Annotated in this window: 14 protein-coding genes; 9 read left to right on the top strand and 5 right to left on the bottom strand. The window is 59.6% G+C overall.

Going from position 1 to position 21,132, the window contains the following annotated elements; all coding sequences use genetic code 11:
- The first annotated feature begins 145 nt into the window (after positions 1-145).
- Positions 146-2,704, top strand: a complete 2,559-nt coding sequence (locus L1F31_RS03075; RefSeq protein WP_265419230.1) for a glycosyltransferase — start codon at positions 146-148, stop codon at positions 2,702-2,704.
- On the opposite strand, the gene L1F31_RS03070 is transcribed toward L1F31_RS03075, so the two are convergent.
- Positions 2,691-4,229 carry a glycosyltransferase gene (locus tag L1F31_RS03070; RefSeq protein ID WP_265419229.1) on the bottom strand — a complete coding sequence of 513 codons (1,539 nt, stop codon included), beginning with the start codon at positions 4,227-4,229 and terminating at the stop codon, positions 2,691-2,693. The genes L1F31_RS03075 and L1F31_RS03070 overlap by 14 nt on opposite strands.
- A gap of 166 nt (positions 4,230-4,395) precedes the next feature.
- Between L1F31_RS03070 and L1F31_RS03065 the strand changes: the two genes are divergently transcribed.
- Positions 4,396-5,562 carry a nucleotide sugar dehydrogenase gene (locus tag L1F31_RS03065; RefSeq protein ID WP_265420376.1) on the top strand — a complete coding sequence of 389 codons (1,167 nt, stop codon included), beginning with the start codon at positions 4,396-4,398 and terminating at the stop codon, positions 5,560-5,562.
- Positions 5,563-5,635: 73 nt separating this feature from the next.
- Here L1F31_RS03065 and wecB read toward each other — a convergent pair whose 3' ends face one another.
- Positions 5,636-6,790, bottom strand: coding sequence for a non-hydrolyzing UDP-N-acetylglucosamine 2-epimerase (wecB, locus tag L1F31_RS03060; protein WP_265419228.1), 1,155 nt, complete (start codon positions 6,788-6,790; stop codon positions 5,636-5,638).
- Between the two features lie 175 nt (positions 6,791-6,965).
- Between wecB and wecC the strand changes: the two genes are divergently transcribed.
- Both wecC and galU read left to right on the top strand, forming a co-directional pair.
- The gene (wecC, locus tag L1F31_RS03055) at positions 6,966-8,225 is read left to right on the top strand and encodes a UDP-N-acetyl-D-mannosamine dehydrogenase (protein ID WP_265420375.1); all 1,260 of its coding nucleotides are present in this window, start codon (positions 6,966-6,968) and stop codon (positions 8,223-8,225) included.
- Positions 8,226-8,380: 155 nt separating this feature from the next.
- A complete protein-coding gene (galU, locus tag L1F31_RS03050; RefSeq protein ID WP_265419227.1) occupies positions 8,381-9,283 on the top strand; it encodes a UTP--glucose-1-phosphate uridylyltransferase GalU in 903 nt (300 codons plus the stop codon).
- 142 nt (positions 9,284-9,425) lie between these two features.
- Here galU and L1F31_RS03045 read toward each other — a convergent pair whose 3' ends face one another.
- Positions 9,426-13,988 carry a DUF5979 domain-containing protein gene (locus tag L1F31_RS03045; protein WP_265419226.1) on the bottom strand — a complete coding sequence of 1,521 codons (4,563 nt, stop codon included), beginning with the start codon at positions 13,986-13,988 and terminating at the stop codon, positions 9,426-9,428.
- A gap of 275 nt (positions 13,989-14,263) precedes the next feature.
- Here L1F31_RS03045 and L1F31_RS03040 point away from each other — a divergent pair, with 275 nt between their 5' ends.
- The 5 genes from L1F31_RS03040 to L1F31_RS03020 all read left to right on the top strand — a co-directional run bounded on the left by L1F31_RS03040 (position 14,264) and on the right by L1F31_RS03020 (position 19,616).
- Positions 14,264-16,021, top strand: coding sequence for a hypothetical protein (locus L1F31_RS03040; protein WP_265419225.1), 1,758 nt, complete (start codon positions 14,264-14,266; stop codon positions 16,019-16,021).
- A 91-nt stretch (positions 16,022-16,112) separates the two neighbouring features.
- Positions 16,113-17,651, top strand: coding sequence for an IS21 family transposase (gene istA / locus L1F31_RS03035; protein WP_265420372.1), 1,539 nt, complete (start codon positions 16,113-16,115; stop codon positions 17,649-17,651).
- Positions 17,648-18,478, top strand: a complete 831-nt coding sequence (gene istB, locus L1F31_RS03030; RefSeq protein ID WP_265417432.1) for an IS21-like element helper ATPase IstB — start codon at positions 17,648-17,650, stop codon at positions 18,476-18,478. The genes istA and istB overlap by 4 nt, the downstream gene beginning before the upstream one ends.
- Positions 18,475-18,735 carry a hypothetical protein gene (locus tag L1F31_RS03025; protein ID WP_265417433.1) on the top strand — a complete coding sequence of 87 codons (261 nt, stop codon included), beginning with the start codon at positions 18,475-18,477 and terminating at the stop codon, positions 18,733-18,735. The genes istB and L1F31_RS03025 overlap by 4 nt, the downstream gene beginning before the upstream one ends.
- A 224-nt stretch (positions 18,736-18,959) precedes the next feature.
- Positions 18,960-19,616 carry a helix-turn-helix transcriptional regulator gene (locus L1F31_RS03020; protein ID WP_265419224.1) on the top strand — a complete coding sequence of 219 codons (657 nt, stop codon included), beginning with the start codon at positions 18,960-18,962 and terminating at the stop codon, positions 19,614-19,616.
- A gap of 240 nt (positions 19,617-19,856) precedes the next feature.
- Here L1F31_RS03020 and L1F31_RS03015 read toward each other — a convergent pair whose 3' ends face one another.
- Both L1F31_RS03015 and L1F31_RS03010 read right to left on the bottom strand, forming a co-directional pair.
- Positions 19,857-20,441: a PIN domain-containing protein gene (locus tag L1F31_RS03015; protein WP_265419223.1), complete on the bottom strand. Its 585-nt coding sequence runs from the start codon at positions 20,439-20,441 to the stop codon at positions 19,857-19,859.
- 12 nt (positions 20,442-20,453) lie between these two features.
- Entirely contained in the window at positions 20,454-20,972 is a 519-nt protein-coding gene (locus tag L1F31_RS03010; RefSeq protein ID WP_265419222.1) for an excisionase family DNA-binding protein, read from the bottom strand.
- Positions 20,973-21,132 lie beyond the last annotated feature (160 nt).

Here is a 21,132-nt window from a genome sequence, read left to right as displayed (position 1 = left end):
CGGTCACTCCGCTCGAGCCAGCAACCACACAGGAAGGGCACTGAGGTAATCTGATGTGGCGTTGTAGCCTGAATCTTTATGAGTCGTTTTCAGGCGGCCGCGCTATTCTCCACAACGACCAATTGAGGTATGCCCAACTGTGACGATGACTACCACCATAGATTCCGCGTCGAGAAATCATCAGCCTTCGGTCTCCATCGTCATGGCAGTTCACAATGACACAGAGTTTGTCCGCAGAGCGATCGACAGTGCACTGTCACAGACAGAAGCGAACATCGAAGTCATCTGCGTTGATGACGCGTCGACAGATGACACCGTTACAGTCGTTCACAATATGACCAGCGACCCTCGGCTCAAACTCATCGGGTTGGAGGCCAATTGTTCCGCCTACCAAGCTCGACGTGTAGGCATTGCTGCTGCGAGTGCACCCTATGTTCTGTTCCTCGACGGCGATGACGAACTGGCCCCCAACGCTGCGGAAGTCACGTTAGCCAAAGCTCGAGATTCATCGGCGGATGTCGTCGGATTCGGCGTAGAGATGGTCATGCCCGCAGGCCAAGGAACACCTCGCTTCGAACGCTCCCTTCAGCCCAAACACGCTGAGCTCGTCGGCGAGCAGATTGTCCCCGCGCTATTTCCACCCGGTCAACCCGCACAGGGTCACCTGTGGAAGTACCTGTTCGACCGAGAACTCCTCCGCGACGCATATAGGCAAGCCGACGAGTCATTTCAGTTCTATCGAGCAAATGACATTCCAGTTTCGTTCCTCGCTCTGTCAGCTGCACGCAGATATGTGTCGACTTCGAATCGTCTGTACCGCTATTTCTTCCGTCGAGGCACGAGCGGGCAATCGATCGATACTCTCGACCAGTTCAAGTTCTACCTGAGCGCAGTCGATTCGATGGAGTCGATCGATGGCCAGGTCCCCATTCATGCCCACGCGTCATATCAATCGGCTCGACGATCACTCATCAGTAATCTGGTCCGCGATTGTTTGGAGCGAACTTCGGGAGACTTGCAAGCTCAATGCTTCGATCTCCTGCTAGATCGTGTAGGAGCGCTGGATATCGTTCTGGCATCGGCTGACTTCTGCAGAGAAGCACTTCCGATGCTCGTGAAGCGACTCGGTCATCTCGAGGTCCCACGGGTCCACCTCGCACGAAGCGTTGTCGTGACAACATCGCACCTAAAGACAGGTGGCCTCCAAGGAGTTGTCGCCTCCCAGTCGCACATCCTGGCGGGCGAAGGCATCGACGTGACCGTCGCTCTTCACCAGAATCAAGACATCGACCATCCGATCACGCCCGACGCCAGAAATGCGGCCGTCGTCGGCAGCAGTTGGGCCGAAAAGATCCAGTGCTTCCTCGATATCTGTACTGGGGTCAAAGCAGATGCTGTATTCGACCACCATCTCCTCTACAACGAGTACTGGCCGTTCTACGCTCTTGCAGCAAGAACGGTAGGGATCGGGACGATCGGTTGGGTGCACAACTTCGCCCTTCGGGCGATGTTCAACGGCTCGACCAGGACGTCATTCATTGCTGCCAATCTCTCTACCTTGGAAGACGTCGTAGTGCTGTCTCCGACGGATGTAGCCTTTTGGAGCATGAATGGTGTCGACAACGCCGTCTACCTCCCGAATCCGCCATCGCCCATTCTCATCGAGCAGGGAACGGTCTCACAGCCCAAGAAGCTCGAATCTGCCCCCATCGAACTCGTGTGGTGGGGTCGCCTCCAGCAATCAACAAAACAAGTAGCTGAATTGTTGAAGGTTGCCGCGCACCTCAGGGACCATGGAACCGAATTCCATATGTCCATCATCGGGCCAGACGGTCCCGATCTGACGCGAACCGCTCTGATCAGGGAAGTACAGCACAATGAACTCGAGGAATCTGTTGCCGTCCTCGGCCCCTTACATGGGGAGGAGCTGGCCTCGGCACTTCGGCACGCCGACTTGAGTCTCATGACCAGCTCCATCGAGGGATTCCCCTTGACTCTGGTCGAAGGGCAGGCATTGGGGCTACCTGTTGTCATGTATGACATCCCGTGGCTGGCTTATCTCGAAGGAAACGACGGAATCAGAACTGTTCCGCAGAAAGACGCCAATCAGATGGCGCTCGCGATCGCCGCCTTCGCGGAGGACCCACAGTCCTATCAGGCCGCATCTGCTGCTGCGCTCGACTCGGCACGTCGAGTTCTCGACCTGGATTTTGGATCACTCTATCGCCAACTCGTCGAGAAGCAGCTGGATACAAACCGCCGTCCGTCACCCACTCCGGAAGCTTCCCAATTGCTACTTCGACTTAGCGTTGAGTACTCCGAACGGACGGCACGTGCTCTGGCTAAATCTCGAGCCGAAGCCACGTCCTTGAAAAACAAGCTCGCCGCCGCACCGTTCACGCCGACTAGTTCGAATGTCACTGTGCCTGGCATCGAGAACTTTCAACAGTACCGAAAGAATCGCAGTTCACTGTTGCGGAAGTTCATTGCAAAGGTTCTGCCGAGCACCTGGAAGCAAGCGAATTTCATCGCCGAACGCAATGCCAAATGGAACCATACGGCTCTCAAATCGATCGCGCGACAACAACAGGAAATTGTGCGTTCGCTCAACGGGTTGCAGCAGGCGACGAAAGAATCTGCCGTAAGAACGGCAGCAATGGAGAGGTATCTACGTTCCAACCGGGACGAACTCAGAGACCAATAGCATCACCGTTCGCTCCGCCCGGGTGCAGACTCTCGATTCGGGTCTCGTCAATTATCTGCAACAACTTCGTGATCGCAGTGCTGCTTCCATCGGCGACTCGTCTGCAGGCAAGTGCCTCAATGAGTGCGGTCCTCGTGTCGGCGGACACTATGTTGCGCATCTCGATGTTCAGCTCTGCTACAGAGCGCGCTACGAGTCCCAATCCCGAGTCTGCGACGAGCTCGGCCCTTGCGGTCTGATTGTCGGTCACAGCTTCAGTATTCGGGACGTAGACCGCGGGCAGTCCCACAGCAAGATTCTCGTGCACTGAGTTGTATCCGGCAGAACACACCGCAAATTCGAACGCTTTCAAGTACGGGGCCAGCGGGTACCTACCGTGGACAACCACTGCCCCTGGGATGTCAGGTTCGTGGTTAGCCACTGGCGAAACCAGTACAACCGGGGTCAGTTCGGTACTTAACGAGTTCAGACTTTCGATGCTCGCTGTCACAGCAGAACGACTATCCAGCTGTGCACTGCCAACTTGGATGAGTGCGTACTGCTTAGCTGTGTCGAGACCGAGTGCACTTTTTGCAGCCTCGCTATCCAGAATCTCCAACTGGCTCGCTTGAGATACTGGTCCAACATAGGAAACCTCGCTCTGATCATGAGGAGCTTCCCCAGTCACCTCGCCGGGAACGATGACAAAGTCAGCTACGTCGAACGGCCGGTCATATTGAACCCTGGTGACGTCATCTTTCCACATTCCACGACGCAACCAGACCAGAGGAATTTCCAGCCGACGGCTCACCTGAGTGACACCCCGATAAACAGCGGTGCCATCGAAGACAATGACATCGGGACGATCAGTGCTGAGGCGCCGATGGAGAAAGCGGGCGAACGATCGGTTCCATGTCGAAAGGGTCCACGGAGAGGCAGTCGAACTTGGGTGGTACATGACCGGATACCCCCACTCACGCACGACTCCGTACGCCGTCGACAAAGTGAGAACTGCGGTACGGCACCCGGCACGTTCAGCTTCCGAGGCGACAGCTAGACACCGAGAGAGATGGCCCATTCCCGACCCATTGCTCGTGACAAAGAGAACTCTCGGTCCGTCAGGTTCGCCACCGTGCCATGGTGTCGGAGTCAGCTCCGGTACCACCTCGGCAGCACGAAGTGAATCAACATCCCCGAGCAGAGTAGTAGCGCTTGCATCGATACGGTCGAGCAGTAGTTCCTGCTTGAACTCGTGTCGTGACTGCTTGACGCGGTTGTCGCGGACCTCAGCGATGACGTCCTGATTGTTCTTCGCCGCGAGCTCCCGGCGGAGAGTCAACAGCGTTCGAGTCGTTCTCCGGTCCAAGTACACTACGACCGCGCACAGTACTGCAAGAATCCAGGTGCCGAAAACAGCTGCCCACACAGCCAGGGCTGATGATCGGGTGTCCGGCGCGGAGGCGAGAACCGTAATTGGTCCCGCTACGGCCAGCAATCCCGTTGCGACTCCCGCACCCACTAGCGCAGATTTGAACCGTTTCCCCACCGTGCAAGCTCCTTTTCCGCTGCCTCAGCCGACAGCTCCTCAGCGAGATTAGTCGGCACCTCGCCGATCACACCATTCTATTCGCGTAGCATTCTTGTTGAAGTTCGGATCGTCGACGCCAAGGCGAAATTTCGCTAGCGCATCGACATATCAGAAAGAGTCCCAAATGAATATCGTCATCGCTGGTACCGGGTACGTCGGACTGTCGAATGCAGTTGTGCTCGCACAGCACCATCACGTTACGGCTGTCGATCTATCCGAAGAGAAGGTCGATCTCATCAGCCGCGGAGTCTCGCCGATCATCGACCCGGAGATCTCCGATTTCCTCGCGAACAAGAAACTCGACCTCACTGCGACCACTTCTGGCGACGAAGCCTATGCATCCGCAGACGTCGTCATCATCGCAACCCCTACCAACTACGACGAAGACTCAAACTTTTTCGACACGACGACTGTCGAATCAGTGCTCGACCAAGTACTTGCAGTGAACGACGGTGCACTGATCGTCATCAAGTCCACCGTCCCTGTGGGTTTCACACAGCGTCTCCGCAGCGAGCGTCCAAACGAACGAATCGTGTTCTCTCCTGAATTCTTGCGTGAGGGCAAAGCGCTCTACGACAACCTGCACCCCTCACGAATCGTGGTGGGTGATACTGGACCCGACGGTCAGCTGTTCGCTGAACTGCTTGTGGAGGGTGCGCTCGACGAAGATGTGCCGGTCCTCCTCACCGATGCGACCGAAGCCGAGGCCATCAAACTGTTCGCGAACACCTTCCTCGCAATCCGCGTCGCCTACTTCAACGAACTCGATACTTATGCCGCAACGCATGGGCTGGACACCACTCAGATCATTGAAGGCGTCGGTCTCGACCCGCGGATCGGCAATCACTACAACAATCCGTCGTTCGGGTACGGAGGCTATTGCCTGCCGAAAGATACCAAACAACTGCTCGCCAACTATCAGGAAGTCCCGCAGAACCTCATCCAAGCGGTCGTATCATCAAACACGACTCGAAAGGACTTCGTCGCCTCGGACGTCCTCTCACTTCATCCTTCTGTGGTCGGGGTCTACCGACTCGTCATGAAGGCCGGATCTGACAATTTCCGGGAATCTGCGATCCAGGGAATCATGAAGCGCATCAAGGCCAAAGGAATCGAGGTCATCGTCTACGAGCCCGAGCTCGAGGAAGTGGAATTCTTCCATTCGGAAGTTGTCCGCGACCTCGATGAGTTCAAGAGACGGTCAGATGTCATTCTCACCAACCGCAAGGCTTCAGCGCTTTCCGATGTCGCAGAGAAGATCTATACGCGCGATATCTACGAACGAGACTGATGTGAAGCGCAGAGAATAGTCGCGCTCGGTCGTCGGCGTCGGGGCCAGCCCGGGGCGAGTGGAGTTGTGCTAGTCAGTTCTCGGAGACTGTAAAGTCCTCGAGACGTTTCCCAACCCCGAACAGCTCCTCTATAGCGGCAACTGACCTCGCGGCGGCCAGCCCATCGCCGTATGGATTGACGGCTTTGGCCATGGCCCGATATGCATTTGCGTCGTCGAGAAGGATCGAGATTTCGTCGACGAGTCGTCTCGTATCTGTACCGACGAGCGAAACCGATCCGGCGTCGACCGCCTCGGGGCGTTCAGTGTTGTCCCTCATGACGAGCACAGGTTTGCCGAGGCTCGGTGCCTCTTCTTGGATACCTCCGGAGTCGGTGAGAACAATGTCCGAAGCTGCCATCACCGTAGTGAACTCGCCGTACGAAAGCGGCTCCGTGACTAGCACATTTTCGAAATTCCTGACACGAGGCAACACAGCCTCACGAACGAGAGGATTGCGGTGGGCTGGAAGAAGGATGGTCAGTCCGGGTCGAGCTTCGGCGAGCGTTGCCAAGGCATCTCCGATACGCTCCATCGAAGATCCGAGGTTTTCGCGGCGATGCGTCGTCACCAACAGCTTCGGTCGATCGGCTGCGACATATTCAGCAACAGCACCATCAGCTGGAGTGACGTTCATATCGACAGCGATGTGAAGGGCATCGATGACGGTATTCCCTGTCACCACGATATTGGACGGGGCTACCCCCTCAGCCAGCAGGTTGTCACGGGATCGAGTCGTCGGTGCAAGGTGAAGCGCTGAGATCTGGCTGGTCAGTTTCCGGTTGGCTTCCTCAGGAAAAGGACTGGAGAGGTCCCCTGATCGAAGCCCGGCTTCAAGATGGACCACAGGAATCCTCCTGTTGAAAGCAGCGATCGCAGCCCCCATCACTGTAGTGGTGTCACCCTGAACAAGGACCGCGTCTGGCCGCTCTTCGTCAAGAACACTGTCGAGTTCACCGATCACACGTGAGGCTATCCCGTTGAGCGTCTGTCCTCGCGCCATGATGTTGAGATCAATATCGGGAACGATGCCGAAGAGTTCGTTGACCTGGTCGAGCATCTCGCGATGCTGGGCTGTGACCAGGGTTCGCGACCGTAACACCGCACTCGATTCGATCGCGCGAACGAGGGGTGCCACTTTGATGGCTTCCGGTCTGGTACCGAAGATAGTGAGAATTGAGGGAGTCACACATACGCTCCTGTTTTGGAGAAGGCTGCCGACATTTCAAGGGCAGGGTTCTCGCAGCTCTTTCTGATGTTTCCACAATCATAGGTGTGATCATTCGATGCCCCTGCAAAACCACGTATGCGCGTGCTCAGGTAACATCAGAATCCGGTCAGCCCTACTTTGGAGAACCCCACTGATGCCCAACACCTCTGCCCCCGTCCGTCCTTCTGTCGCCGTCATCGGCTTGGGGTACATCGGCCTTCCGACCGCAGCTGTCCTGGCCAGTTCGGGCGCAGAGGTTGTCGGGGTCGATATCAACGCCGACGCAGTGGCCACGATCAACGCCGGCCAAGTTCCCTTTGTCGAACCTGACATGGCAACCACGGTGGCCGGCGTCGTTTCGCAGGGGTATCTTCGAGCAACGACTGAGACTCCGCACGCGGATACCTACATCGTCGCTGTGCCGACGCCCTTCAAAGACGGGCACAAACCGGACCTGTCGTACATTGAGACAGCAGGCCGGCAGATCGCTCCGCTGCTCGAGGGCAACGAGCTCATCATTCTTGAATCGACGTCGCCTCCGGGAGCAACGGAGTTCCTGGCGGAAACGATCATCAAGGAACGCCCGGACCTCACGCTCAACCCTGGCAGCGCACAGACTGTCTACTTCGCACACTGCCCTGAACGTGTGCTGCCCGGCCGGATCATGATCGAGTTGCGCACCAATGATCGCATCATCGGCACTCTCAATGGCAATGCCGGTGAGCGCGCTCGCGACCTGTACGAGCTCTTCTGCGAGGGCGAGTTCCTCATGACAGATGCGCGTACCGCAGAGATGGCGAAGCTGACCGAGAACGCCTACCGCGATGTCAACATCGCCTTTGCGAACGAACTGTCGGTGATCTCCGACGGTCTCGACATCAATGTGTGGGAGCTCATCGAACTCGCGAACCACCACCCTCGAGTCAACATCCTGCAGCCTGGACCAGGTGTGGGCGGCCACTGCATCGCCGTTGACCCATGGTTCATCGTCTCAACCGCGCCAGAGCAGTCCTCACTGATCCGAACTGCACGCGAGGTCAACGACTCGAAGCCCGGTTATGTGCTCGACAAGCTCCTCCCTCAAGCCCGTCGCATCCAAGATGTGCAGATTGCGGCGCTCGGCCTGGCGTTCAAGCCGAACATCGACGATCTGCGCGAAAGTCCGGCCCGCCAAATCGTCGGAAAGCTCGCCGAAGAACTCCCCGAGGCAACTATCATGGCTGTCGAACCGAACATCGATGTGCTTCCGGCCGAGCTTGAAAACCGCAGCAACGTCGCTTTGACCTCGCTCAACGAGGCTATTGGCGCTGCAGATATTGTCCTGCTGCTCGTCGATCACAACGAGTTCAGTCGCCTTGATAGGTCCTTGCTGGCTCAGAAGATCGTGCATGACACTCGGGGAATATGGAGCTGAAGAGAATCAGCGCAGTCCGGTTCAGCTTGAAGCGCCTAAATCGCAATCATGCTCAATTAATAGCACAATAACTTTTCGGCAACAGCTTATTGACGAACAGCCCGATTGGGATGATTTGGCAAAGACTACCCTAGACGTTCGATAGAATTCAGCGCATGAATGTTGAACAAGTCAATAGAGTGCGCAAGGCCGTGATCCCCGTCGCCGGCCTGGGAACTCGGTTCCTCCCCGCGACCAAGGCCACCCCCAAAGAGATGCTCCCCGTCGTCGACAAACCGGCGATCCAGTACGTCGTCGAAGAGGCGACAGAAGCTGGTCTACGCGACGTCGTTATGATCACTGGGCGCAACAAGCGCCCATTAGAGGATCACTTCGACCGGGTTGACGGACTTGAGGTAGCGCTGGCGAAAAAGGGTGACCAAAAGAAGCTCGCCGCGGTTCAGCATTCGACGGACCTTGCCGATATCCACTACGTCCGACAGGGAGACCCCAAGGGGCTCGGCCACGCCGTTCTCAAGGGACGTCAACACGTGGGAAACGAACACTTTGCCGTGCTCCTTGGCGATGACCTCATCGACGAACGCAACCCGATCCTGCCGAAAATGATCGAGGTCGCGGAGAAGACCGGCGGCAGCGTCGTTGCCCTCATGGAGGTCCCACCCGAGTCTATCCATCTCTACGGCTGCGCGGCTGTCGAGACCACGGCTGACGGCGAAGTCGTCAAGATCACCGGGCTCATCGAAAAGCCCGCCACCGAGGACGCTCCCTCAAATCTCGCGATCATCGGCCGCTACGTTTTGGCTCCGGAGATCTTCGACGTCCTCGAAACCACGAAGCCGGGACGGGGCAACGAAATCCAGCTCACCGACGCACTCCAGGAACTCACCGGAGATACGGGCGGGCACGGCGTCTACGGAGTCGTGTTCAAGGGTGCCCGCTATGACACCGGCGACAAACTCGACTACCTCAAAGCCGTCGTGCAGATCGCGTGCGACCGTGACGATCTCGGCGAATACCTCAAGGGCTGGCTGCGCGACTACGTGCCGACCCTGGCTTAGCCAGAGACGCTCCACACACGAATGCCGTGGGCCGGCCTGCAATCTGCGGGCCGGCCCACGGCATTCGGTTTTCAGTCAGCGAACCGTACCTCCGGTTCTCCGACCGCCGTTCATGGTGTGAACGGCGGCTGGAGGACGACCGTCAGGCGCGCTTCCGGCGGGTGGTGTAGAAGTACACACCAGCACCCAAGGCGATCAGTGCGAGGCCCGCAACCAGTGCACCCCATGGAGACAGACCAGTTCGCGGCAGGAAACCGTCGCCGCCACCGGGCTTGCCAGCGTCACCAGGATTGCCTGAGCCACCGGGCGTGCCTGAGTCACCAGGCTTGCCCGGGTCACCTGCATCGTTCGGCACCTCATCGGCGTCGATCGAGTTCGTCAGAGTCACCTCGACAGTGGTGTTCTCACCGATCGTCACCGTGTCCTCACTGAACTCGTGATCGGTCCACTCACCACCCGCGATCGCGACCGGGGCAGCTTCCTTGAGGGTCAGTTCCGCACCGTACGGCAGAGCATCGCTGGTTGCGACCGTACCATCGGCGTGCACCGTCAGCTCACCCTTGCCGGCTTCGAAACCGTCACCGGCCGGGTAGGAGTACTCGACCACGAACTCGGTAGTCGGGTTCACCAGGTCTGCTCCCGATCCTTCAAGAGCCTTGACCACGGAGAAGTGACCCGCACCCCGCTCATTCTCATTCGTGAGCAGGACGTCCACCGTCGTGCCGTCACCGATCGTGAGCGTATCCGTGCTGAACTCGAAGTTCACCCACGTACCACCCTCGATCTTCACGGGTTCGACCTCGGTCAGAGCTACCTCGGCGCCATAGGGCAGAGGATCGCTCTTCACGGTTTCACCGTCAGCCTTGACCACGAGCTCACCCTTGCCGGCCTCGAAACCGTTCCCGGCCGGGTAGGAGTATTCGACGGTGAACTCGGTGTCTTCGGGTACGAGCCCCTTACCGGTTCCTTCGACGGCCTTCGTCACGGAGAAGAATCCGTCGTTGAGACCGATCGTGTTCGTCAGCGTGACCTCAGCCGTCGTGCCATCTCCGATGGTGACGGTGTCCGGGCTGAACTCGTGGCTGATCCACTCGCCGCCTTCGGGCGCCTCGGGGGCAACCTCGGACAGCTTGACCTCCGCACCGTACGGCAGCGCTTCACTGGTGGCGACTGTTCCGTCGGCCTTCACCACGAGCTCACCCTCGCCGGCCTCGAAACCGTTGCCGGCCGGGTACGAGTACTCGACGGTGAACTCGGTGTCATCAGACACCAGTCCGGCGCCGGATCCCTCCAGTGCCTTGACGACGGAGAAGTGACCCGAGTTGAGGTCATGCTCGTTCGTCAGGAGGACATCGACCGTCGTGCCGTCGCCGATCGTGAACGTGTCCGTGCTGAACTTGAAGTCCACCCACGTACCGCCCTCGACCTTGACGGGCTCGACCTCGGCCAGAGTCACCTCGGCGCCATAGGGCAGAGGATCACTCTTCACGGTCTGACCATCGGCCTTGACCACGAGCTCACCCTTACCGGCTTCGAAACCGTTGCCAGCTGGGTACGAGTACTCAACGGTGAACTCGGTGTCTTCAGGCACGAGACCCTTGCCGGATCCCTCCACGGCCTTCGTCACGGAGAAGTAGCCTTCGTTGAGGCCGTAGGTGTTCGTCAGAAGCACCTCGGCGGTGGTGCCGTCACCGATCGTCACGGTCGACGGGCTGAACTCGTAGCCTTCCCACGTCGCGCCTTCGATGTTGATCGGCTCCGCCTCGGTCAGGTGCACCTTGGCGCCGTACGGCAGCTGTTCGCTGGTGACGGGTGTGCCGTCTGCGGACACCTCGAACTGGCCCTCACCGGCGTCGAAGCCCTTGCCTGCCTCGTACTCGTAGTGCACGACGAAGCTGGCGTCATCCGGCAGCAGACCGGAGCCTTCACCGTCGAGCCCCTTGGCCACGGAGAAGTCGCCGGTGTTGAGCTCGATGGCGTTGTCCAGGACGACCGCAGTGGTCTCATCCTTGCCGATCGTCACGACGTTGCCCTCGGTCCACGAAACATCCGTCCAAGTACCGCCCTCAGGGTTCTTCGGAGCGACCTCTTCGAGAGTCACCTGCGCACCAGCAGGCAGGTCCTTGATGACCACCGGTTCGCCGCCGGGAGTCACCGTGATCTCACCCTTGCCGGCGTCGAAGTTCGGGCCTTCAGGGTAGGAGTACTTCACCGTGAACTCGGCGTCGTCGGCCACGAGGTGGTCACCGGTGCCACTGACCTTCTTTTCAACGCTGAAAGCACCGAGATCGAGTTCGATCGTATTCGTGAGCGTGACACCGAAAGTGGTCTCGTCACCGATCTTGAACGTCGAGTGGTCGAAGGTCGAGCCCGTCCACGTCGCTGCCGCGATCGGTCCGGGCTGGACCTCGGAGAGTGTCACCTGCGTGTCATACGGCAACGGATCGCTGGTGACAGCCTTTCCGTCATTGAGGACGGTCAGAGTGCCTGCTCCGGTGTCGTTCTCTGCACCGAGGGCTTCCGGCAGCTCGTAGGTGTAGTCGACCGTGAAGGCGACATCGTCATCGACGAGGTGCGAAGCATCGCCCTCGACGACCTTCTGCACGGAAAAGTCGCCGTTGTTCCACGTGATCGGGTTGTCCAGATCGATGGTGATGACCTGGTCCTTGGTCACGGTGAACTCGGACTCGCTGAACTCGGGCACGCCCCAGCTTCCGCCCTCGGGGTCGACCGGAGTCATCTCCTCAAGGGTGACGGTGGCACCGGCCGGAATCTTTGGGCTGGCCTCTGAGGTCTCACCGGCCGCGACCGTGAGCTCTCCTGAGCCGCCCTCGAAGCCGTTGGTTCCCTCAAAGCTGTACTTCACGATGAACTCAGTGCCCTCCGGGATGAGCTCCTGCCCATCGCCGGAGGTCGACTTCTTCACCTGGAACTGTCCGAGGTCCTGAGTGATCGTGTTCGTCACATCGACCGTCACGGTCTTGTCCTCACCGATGGTGAGCGTATCGTGCGAAAGCTTCGGATCGTCCCAGGTCGCACCGGGCACGTTCGGCAGGCCGATCTCCTTGAGCGTCAGTTTTGCGCCGACGGGGAGGTCGCCGCTTTCGACGGCGTCGCCGTTGGCCGGAAGCTTCAGCTCACCGGAGCCTGCGGGGATGCCCTTCGCGGAGTCTGCCGGATAGCTGTAGGCCAGAGTGTATTCGGCGTCGTCCGGCAGCGAGACCCCATCGGGATTCTCGATGGTCTTCTGCGCCTTGAACGTGCCCTTGTTGAGGACCGCACGGTTCTTCAGCGTCAGCTTCGTGACTTTGCCGAGGTTGCCGTTGTCCGCACTGAAGGTCAGCTCCGTGATCTCGTTGCCGTCGGCGTCGACGATCACCGGGTCATCCCATGTGACGTTGGCTGGATCGGTGGGCTTGATCTCGTTGATCGAGACAGTAGTGCCACGCCAGATCTCCGGGCTGGAGAGTGAACCGCCCGCATGGAACTTTCCAGTCCGCTCCTGCGGCTCCTGCCCCTCTTCGTGGTAGGTGTATTTGACCTCGAATTCCGGGTACAGCGTCGTGTCGCCCGTGAGTTCCTTCTCGATCTGGAATTTGCCGAAGTTGCGTCCGACGACGTTGCCCCCGCCAGAGCGGCGAGTGGTGCTCGACCGTTCGATCTTCTTGGTCTCGCCGGCGACGGTCCACTCAGCACCGTTGTAGAAGACACGGTCGCCATTGGGCCTGAGCTCTCCGGGAGTGTTGACGTCGACCTTCCACTGGACCTGGTAGAACGCCCCGTCGATGCCGCGGGTGCAGGGAACGTCTTCGCCCTTGTTGGTCGTGCATTCTCCTGCCGAGTAGTCCGAGCCCAGCCCTGCCTCGGTAGTGAACGACGCAGTGAGGTTGCCGTTGCTCCACTTCACTTTGTCGGTCGGGACTGTTGCGTAGTTCAGCGACTCACGGCCCCAGCTGTTGTAGCTGATCGATTTGGCTGCCAGGACGCGAGGGTAGGTTCCGTCTTTGACCAGTGTGTAGTCGTCGGTGTCCATGACATCGGTGACAGAGACCTTCTCGCCGATGCCCATTCCCTGCTTGCCCGCGGGGACGTTGACCGTCCAGATGATCTGGTCGTTGATGTTGTCGTACCAGCCGTACTTGCCCTGGCCCTGCGAGCCGTACTCGCAGTTGCTGTCGCACCAGTTGGCGTTGCGGGTAATGACGACTTCGTTCTGGAATTCGCCGAAGTCGTACGTGTGCTCGATCGTCTCAATATTGCGGAACGTCGACTGCACGGTGAGGAAGAACGATCCGGATACGTCGTAGGGATTGTTCTCGATGAAGTCTTCGTCTGCGGTGCACGTGATCGTGTTGTTCTGCACGAGGCATTCGCCAGCAGATTCGCCATCCGGTCCAGTCAGGGCGAACCGGTCGTTGGAGGCGTTGAGCTCTTCGGGCATGTCCAGCGACACCGTCACTGGGTTCTGTGCCTTGCCGTCGATCTTCCACGAGACGTTCAGACGCTGGTTGGTTCCACTGGGGAACTCCTCCTTTTCGAAGCTGATGTCGGTGAACACGATCGGGCTGCCCTCAGCGGGAGCCTGGGTATTCGCGCTCGCTGCCTGCGGCAGCATCATCGCTGAGCTGAGCGCCACGAGGAGTGTCAGCAGATAGATGGTGAAGCGCATCAACCGGTTTGGCGGCGCCTCGAGACTGTCAAGCATTCTTGTCCTTCTGGTAGCAGGTGAACTGTCCGCTCGCCTCCCCAGAGGCAGGGCGGACGATCGCAAACGCGCACGAAACCACGCGCTGCAGACGTCCTGTCGACCCTATGAAGAAGTGACAGTAGACTGAGAGGAAACTGAGAATATTGAAGCGATTTCACCCTCGAATTCACCCCCTTCGACGCTACGATGTCCGTTTTCTGATCGGAGAGAGATCGAACAGGTGCGTTTGAGTGAAGTGCGGCCTGAATGATCACGGAAGGAACCAGCCCGCCTTGTTCGTGCGTCACGCAGCTCCCAAACTCCTCACGAGGATCGATCATCCTGCGTGGACGCGCTTCTCCACCGGCCTCACGGGGACAGAAACCGTCCTCCTCATCTCAGCGCCGGCCGGACTGGGCCGAGGGTGGTTCGCACGGTCGTGGCCCGGAGACCAAGATGTCCTCACCGTTCACGTCGGCAATGATGCGAAATTCTCAAACCCTGGCGAGGCGAACACCGCGAGCTCCCTCGCCGAGGCATTTGAAAAGTTGCGCACAGACGGGCTGACCCGGCCAGGCAGCCAGCGTCGGGCGGCAATCGTCCTCGACTCCCCCATCATCGACTGGACTGTTCTGGCAACTCACGGCTATGGCCTGGCGCGGGTGCCGGATCTGCTGCTCAGTGTCGACGAGATCACCGCGCTCAGTGAGAACTCCGATGCTGCTCCTCCTCGCTCTGAGAACGACCATGACCACCGCACAGCTGCAGAAGAGCTCCACAGGCTCACCGGCGGCTGGCTCGAACCAACCCTTCTCCTGCTGAGTGAGCCGTCTGCCCTTGATCGCGCTCACGAGGCGCTACTCCCATTCCTGTCGCACTGGATCGACTCGCAGCACAACGGCTGGGAGATGGCGAAATCAGCATTCCTTGACCCGCTGACCACGCAGACACTGTCCGTATTCTTCAGTGAGATCCATGGTGATCCGCCGCTCGTCGAGGACCTCATAACAGCGGGATTCCTCGTTCCGGGTGAGGACGGTACGCCGTTCATGCCGGATTTGATCCGACGGGCTCTGAAGACTCTTGTCCGGCAGAACGATCCTGCGCTCGCGGACGATCTGATTGCCGTGGCAATCGATGCTGTTGCAGAATCCGCCGACCTCGTCACAGCTGTGCAGCATGCTGCAGCCCACAGACACTGGCGGGCGTTGGGTACGGTCCTCGTCGAACGAGGAATGGAACTCTTTGTTTCAGATGCTCGCATCATCCGCAGGCTTCTCGCTCTCACACCCGAAACGTTTGTGGATCAGTGGCTGGGCGATTTCAGCGGCGCAGCCATTCGCCTTCTCAAAGGTGCCAGGACGGATGGAATGTCGTTCGTCCTTCCCGACGGCAGACTGGAGTACGAGCGGGACGGCCTGGCCTCACGGATGCGGACCCATACGATACGCCTCTACCGAAACCCGGGGGCGCAGGCGCTTGTCTTCGGGCTCATCGAAGTCGGCTACCTGCGTATTGCCGGCCACGACACACAAGCTGCGACTGCAGCCAGTCGACTGATCACGGCGCTGCACACTGTGGAGTCCCGAAGCCAGTTACGTCCCGCACTGGCCAGTGTGGTCAGTCTGCACGCCGGTGTGGCGCTCGAGATCGGCGGAGATACTGCCACAGCGTACTCGAGCTACCTCGCAGCGTTCTACCACGTCGAGGAGACTGACCACGCCTTCCTGCTGAGCGACACCACGTCCAAGCTCGCGCTCCACACCGCACTGCGCGGTGATACCCACGCAGCGCGCGAGTGGATCGCGGAACACGATCAATGGATCGGAAAGGTCGACTGGGGTCTCCCGACGGTCGCACGCAATGCTCAACTTGCGCGCGTCCTTGTGGCTCTGGCAGACCTTGACCTCGAAGAGATGAACGATGCGCTCAGTGTCCTTCCGGCAGCACCGGATCAGAATGAGACTTGGCAGGTCCATGCCTACCTCCTCGCCATGTTCAACCTCCTTGAGTGTGACAGTCTGAAATGGCCCCACTTGGAGCAAAAATGATCCTCTGATTTGGCCCCACCCCCGACCTACCAGCCGTACCGTTCGTGATGTCGACCAAGACGTTCACGAAGAGGTGGGGCATATGAAGGAGATGTCGAGAGTGGAGCAATTCGAGAATATCCGACGAGACCACAGAGACCATGAGATGTCGATTCGACAGTTAGCCCAAAAGTACAAGGTCCACCGCAGGACGGTACGTCAGGCGTTGGCGGATGCGGTACCACCGCGGCGGAAGACTCCGGAGAGGGTAGCACCAGTCCTCGGTGAGCACGTTGCCACCGTCCGGGCTTGGTTAGTTGCTGACAAAGAGGTCCCTCGGAAGCAGCGTCATACCGCCCGGCGGGTCTGGCAGCGCCTCGTCGAGGAGGAAGGAGTCGAGGTTGCGGAGTCGAGTGTGCGAACCCTGGTCGCGAAGCTGCGCCGGGACATTTTCGATCAGTCGTTGGAGGTCAAGGTTCCTCAAACCCATGCCCCGGCGGCTGAAGCCGAGGTCGACTTCGGGGAGTTCTACGCCCTCATCGGTGGGGTGTGGTTGAAGCTGTGGATGTTCATTCTGCGCCTATCGCATTCGGGTAAAGCCGTGCACATTGCTTACGCCAACCAGGCTCAGGAGTCGTTTCTCGACGGTCATGTGAAGGCCTTCGACCGGCTCGGTGGAGTCCCGACGGGCATGATCCGGTATGACAACCTGACTCCGGCGGTGGTGCGGGTGCTGCTGGGTCGGGAACGGGAGGAGAATCCCCGGTTTGTCGCCCTGAGGTCGCATTACGGGTTCGATAGCTTCTTCTGCCAGCCCGGGATCAAGGGTGCTCATGAGAAGGGTGGCGTCGAGGGGGAGGTCGGTCGGTTCCGGCGCCGTCATCTGGTGCCGGTGCCCGAGTTCGCCTCCTTAGCCGAGCTCAACGCTTTCATGGTCGCTGCCGATGCTGGTGATGACGACCGAAAGATCACCGGCCGGGTCGAGACGGTCGGGGCCGCGGCGGCCCGGGAGCTGCCTGGCCTGCGGGGTTTGCCCGATGAGGTCTTCGATGCCGCGCAGACCCTGTCGTGTCGGGTCGATGCGAGAGCCAGAGTGTGCGTACGTCAGTCCTATTACTCGGTGCCGGCCCGGTTGGCTGGCAGACGCCTCCAGGTGCGTTTGGGGGCCACGACGGTGACCGTGATCGCTGAGTCGGGGGTGGTCGCTGTCCATACCCGGTCGCTGCATAAGTACACCGAAGATTTGGTCCTCGATCACTACCTGGAAGTCCTCATACGCAAGCCCGGAGCATTCGCCGGGGCCACCGCGCTGGCGGCTGCCCGGAAGTCCGGGATGTTCACGAACGCTCATCAACGGTTCTGGGATGCTGCGCGTGGGCAACTCGGCGACACGGCCGGGACCCGGGCGCTCATCGGTGTGCTGCTACTGCACCGCAGCCTGCCCAACGGTGACATTGTCACCGCATTGACAACCGCGACCGGGTTGGGATGCTTCGATGCTGATGTGGTCGCGGTCGAGGCCCGCCGGGCCGGTCAGGCGATGACTGCGCCACCGGCGGTGGTCGTCCCGGCCCACGTCGGACCAGTCGGGGAGAGGCCGGTGCCGGGCCTGGGCGCCTATGACGAACTGGTCTCGGTGGTGGGAGCATGAACGCGAAAACCATCCCGGCATCGACGCCGGCAGTGACTGCTCTGGGTGATCAGGCGGCTGAGGCCGCGATCGCCACGGCTTGTCGGACCCTGTTCATGCCCACGATCCGTGACCAGGCCTCACCGATGGCCGAGGCAGCAGCCCGAGAACGGCTCTCGCACAAGGCCTACCTGGCTGAGGTGTTGGCCGCGGAGTGTGATGATCGTGATGCCCGCCGTCGGATCCGGCGGATCAAGGAAGCGAAGTTTCCTCGCACCAAGCACCTGTCCGACTTCGATACCGCCGCCATCGAGGATTTGCCGCCGGCCCGGTTGGCGACTCTGGCCACCGGAGCGTGGATCGATGCCGGTGAGCCGTTGGTGCTACTCGGTGATTCCGGGACAGGGAAGACGCATCTGCTGATCGGTCTGGGGACCGCCGCGGCCGAGCAGGGCCGCAGAGTCCGCTACGTCACGACGGCGGCCCTGGTCAACGAGCTCACCGAGGCCGCCGATGCCAAGCAGCTCTCCCGGGTAGTGGGCCGCTATGCTCGCCTGGACCTGCTGTGCCTGGATGAGTTGGGGTATGTCAGCCTCGATTCTCGTGGAGCTGAGTTACTCTTCCAGATCATCACCGAACGTGAGGAACGAGCCTCGATTGCGACAGCCTCGAACGCCTCGTTCAGCGAGTGGGGGCAGACATTCACCGACCCGCGGCTGGCCGCGGCCGTTGTCGATCGGTTGACGTTTAACGCCCACATCATCAACACCGGCACCAGCTCTTACCGGCTGCGCACCACCCGGGCCAGGAGCGAAGAGGCCACTTTGCAGGAAGGAGATCAACCATGATCACCACCGAGGATCAGGAACCAGCCAGCGGAAATGCCATCGATGCCACCGAGGACTGGGTCGCCTACATCAGCCAACGCCTCAATGACGCCCAGGATCTCCTGGACGGGATCAGTGTCACCATCGAGTCTGTTCAGCCCAGTGGCCGCGAGCATGCCGCCGATCTGATCGATTCGGCTATTGAGGACCTTCAGCGACTGCGTCGCCGATTCGGACCAACCGAACCCGACTACGGCCCTGGCGATCCGCCGTTCTGACCACACTGGAACCTGAGAGGCCCGGCCACTCCTGTGGCCGGAGAAAGGCTCGCAACACAACACCGCCCGACCCCGCTGGGCCGCGACTGTTACCAACGCGCGGCGAGCACGACCACACATGCTGGGGTGGGGCCAAATCAAAGCATCACAGTGGGGCCAAATGGGGTTGACACACTCACCTCCTTGCAGGTCGGCCCAGAAAGGCCCTCGACGTCACGAGCAGCATGCGCTTCCAGCGCCCTCACCCGTCGAAGACACCGCTGGCGCAGAGCCTCTTTGCGATTGCTGATCGTGCGGCCCACGCAGCGAATCCGTCCGGATCACCCTCGTCCGAAAATGCGGCCGCACCGCCTCAGGCTCCGGAGCTTCTGCTCCTCGACGCCTGTTACGCCGTGGCAACCGGTGATCTGGAACGTGCTTCTCTTCTTGTCACTCGCGCCCGGGCTGATGTGACGGGCGCTCGGTGGCTGAACCTCGCAACGCAGCTGGACATCATCACGAACGGCCAGGACCCCGAGCACATGGTTGACCAGATCATCGATGACGTTGTGTCCGGGCATGGGGAGCTGAGCGATTTGGTTCTGCTGCGGCGTCATGCGGTTCTGACGGACTCCCACTTGCGGCGTCTGCCTGAATCGGCACGCGCGCGGATCATGTCTATCCCGGAGGTTCGTACTGACGAGAGAATTCGTCCGACTCTCACCCCACGTGAGAACGAAGTGCTCGATGGCCTTCGCGAAGGGCTGACCCGTCGACAGATCGCCGAGAAGCAGTTCCGATCGGAGAACACTGTGCGGTCGCAGGTGAGGAGCCTTTACCAGAAGCTCGGCGCTGCGACTCTGGACGAGGCCCTGGAAGCGGCGCGACGCTGGGGGCTGTGAGCCGATGTCACTCTCATTGCGGCGAACGAGGCGATTCGTGCTACCGATATCGGACTGCTGCTCGTCGGCCACATTGAGTTCACCCGCATCGACCGGACGTTGCTCACGCAGAAGATCGTCCACGACACGCGTGACGTGTGGGGCTGAAGCTGCACACACCTTCTTACCGACTGCGCCGCTGAGATTTCTCAGCGGCGCAGTTGCGTTCTGCGACGCAGCGTCAAAGTGAGTCCTGTGGGGCTACTCTGTCAGGTCGTCAATCAGCAGGGCGTAGAGCTCTTTCATTTCGGCAGATCGGCAGAGATGGGCAAGAATCGCGGCTGGACTCTCCATAGGAGGGTTGCGTCGCCGGCGGTACAGAGTGAGCACGGCCATCACCGCTTTGTCGCGATGCGCATACGCAGTGTTTGTGATGAACTCGTCTCCGGTGAGGATTTCGATTGAAGCCTCACGAACGATGTCCGAATCGAGCAAACCAGCTCGCTGGTCATCAGTGACTATCGCATCCGCTCCGCTCATGAGCGCTGCGTGCAAGACATGTTCGTCATCAGGGTCCCGCAGTCCGTACCCGTACTCCCGATCACGCGGAGCTTGGATCTCAGCTCCCGGGAACGCCGCACTCATCCGGCGTAAAAGGACCGCGCGCCTTTCCCCATTCGTAGAACGGTTTTTCTTCACGTCGATTCGGTTGAGTACATCGATCAACTCGTTGAGGACACCGGAGCTCCAATGGGGTGCATAGGCGCTTTCTGCCGCAAGCTGCAGGAGGAAGTCCCTCTGCATACCCGGGACGAGTACACAAGTGTCTAAGACAGCTTTGTACACGCGAGCGTCCTCTCAGCTCAGATGATTCCTGCGTTCTTCTCGAAGCTCGGACAGGGCTTCCGCACTCTCCTCTACGTCGACGTCTTGATACTCGTAGGAGCTCTCAGCGATGAAATCCGATCGCTCGATATGAAGCTTGTCCCGGTAAGCCACAACATCAGCCAACCGCAATTTGCGTCGAACCGAACCAGGAACGTTGGCTTCGAGGTCGCCTGTATCGATGAGTTTGACGATAGTAGGACGACTGAGCCCAAGCAGATCAGCTGCCTGCTGAGTAGTGATCTCCTGATCACGGCGGAGCAGGCTGACCGATTGCCCTTTACGAAGCCCTTCTGCAGCCCGCTTCAGCACGTCGAACAGCTCCTCTGTCAGCTCCACCCGGTCAGCCCCGTCAGCTCCGGACAAGTAATAGCGAGCCGAAGAACCGTCTGTGCGCCGCTGCTTATGCGCAATGAAATCAACAACGGCAGCCAACTTGTCGGATTCGGCACTGTCTTCAGCTGGCACTGAAATGGCATCCGCTTCGATCATGACCGTTCTTTCCCTCCACCAGATGCTCCTATTTTAGTTACGAAAGTTACGAAACACAATAGGATCGGCGACAGAGGTCTGGTGCACACGGCAGGCACTGCGCCGGAAAAGCAATTGCATCCGTTCAGCAGGGCAGTCAAGCGTATGGTGGACTCAACGT

Origin of the sequence: Brevibacterium spongiae (genome assembly GCF_026168515.1) — a bacterium.
In the GTDB taxonomy this organism is placed as follows: Bacteria; Actinomycetota; Actinomycetes; order Actinomycetales; family Brevibacteriaceae; genus Brevibacterium; species Brevibacterium spongiae.
Note: the sequence above shows the minus strand (reverse complement) of the source record. Positions and strands in the feature narration are given on the sequence as shown.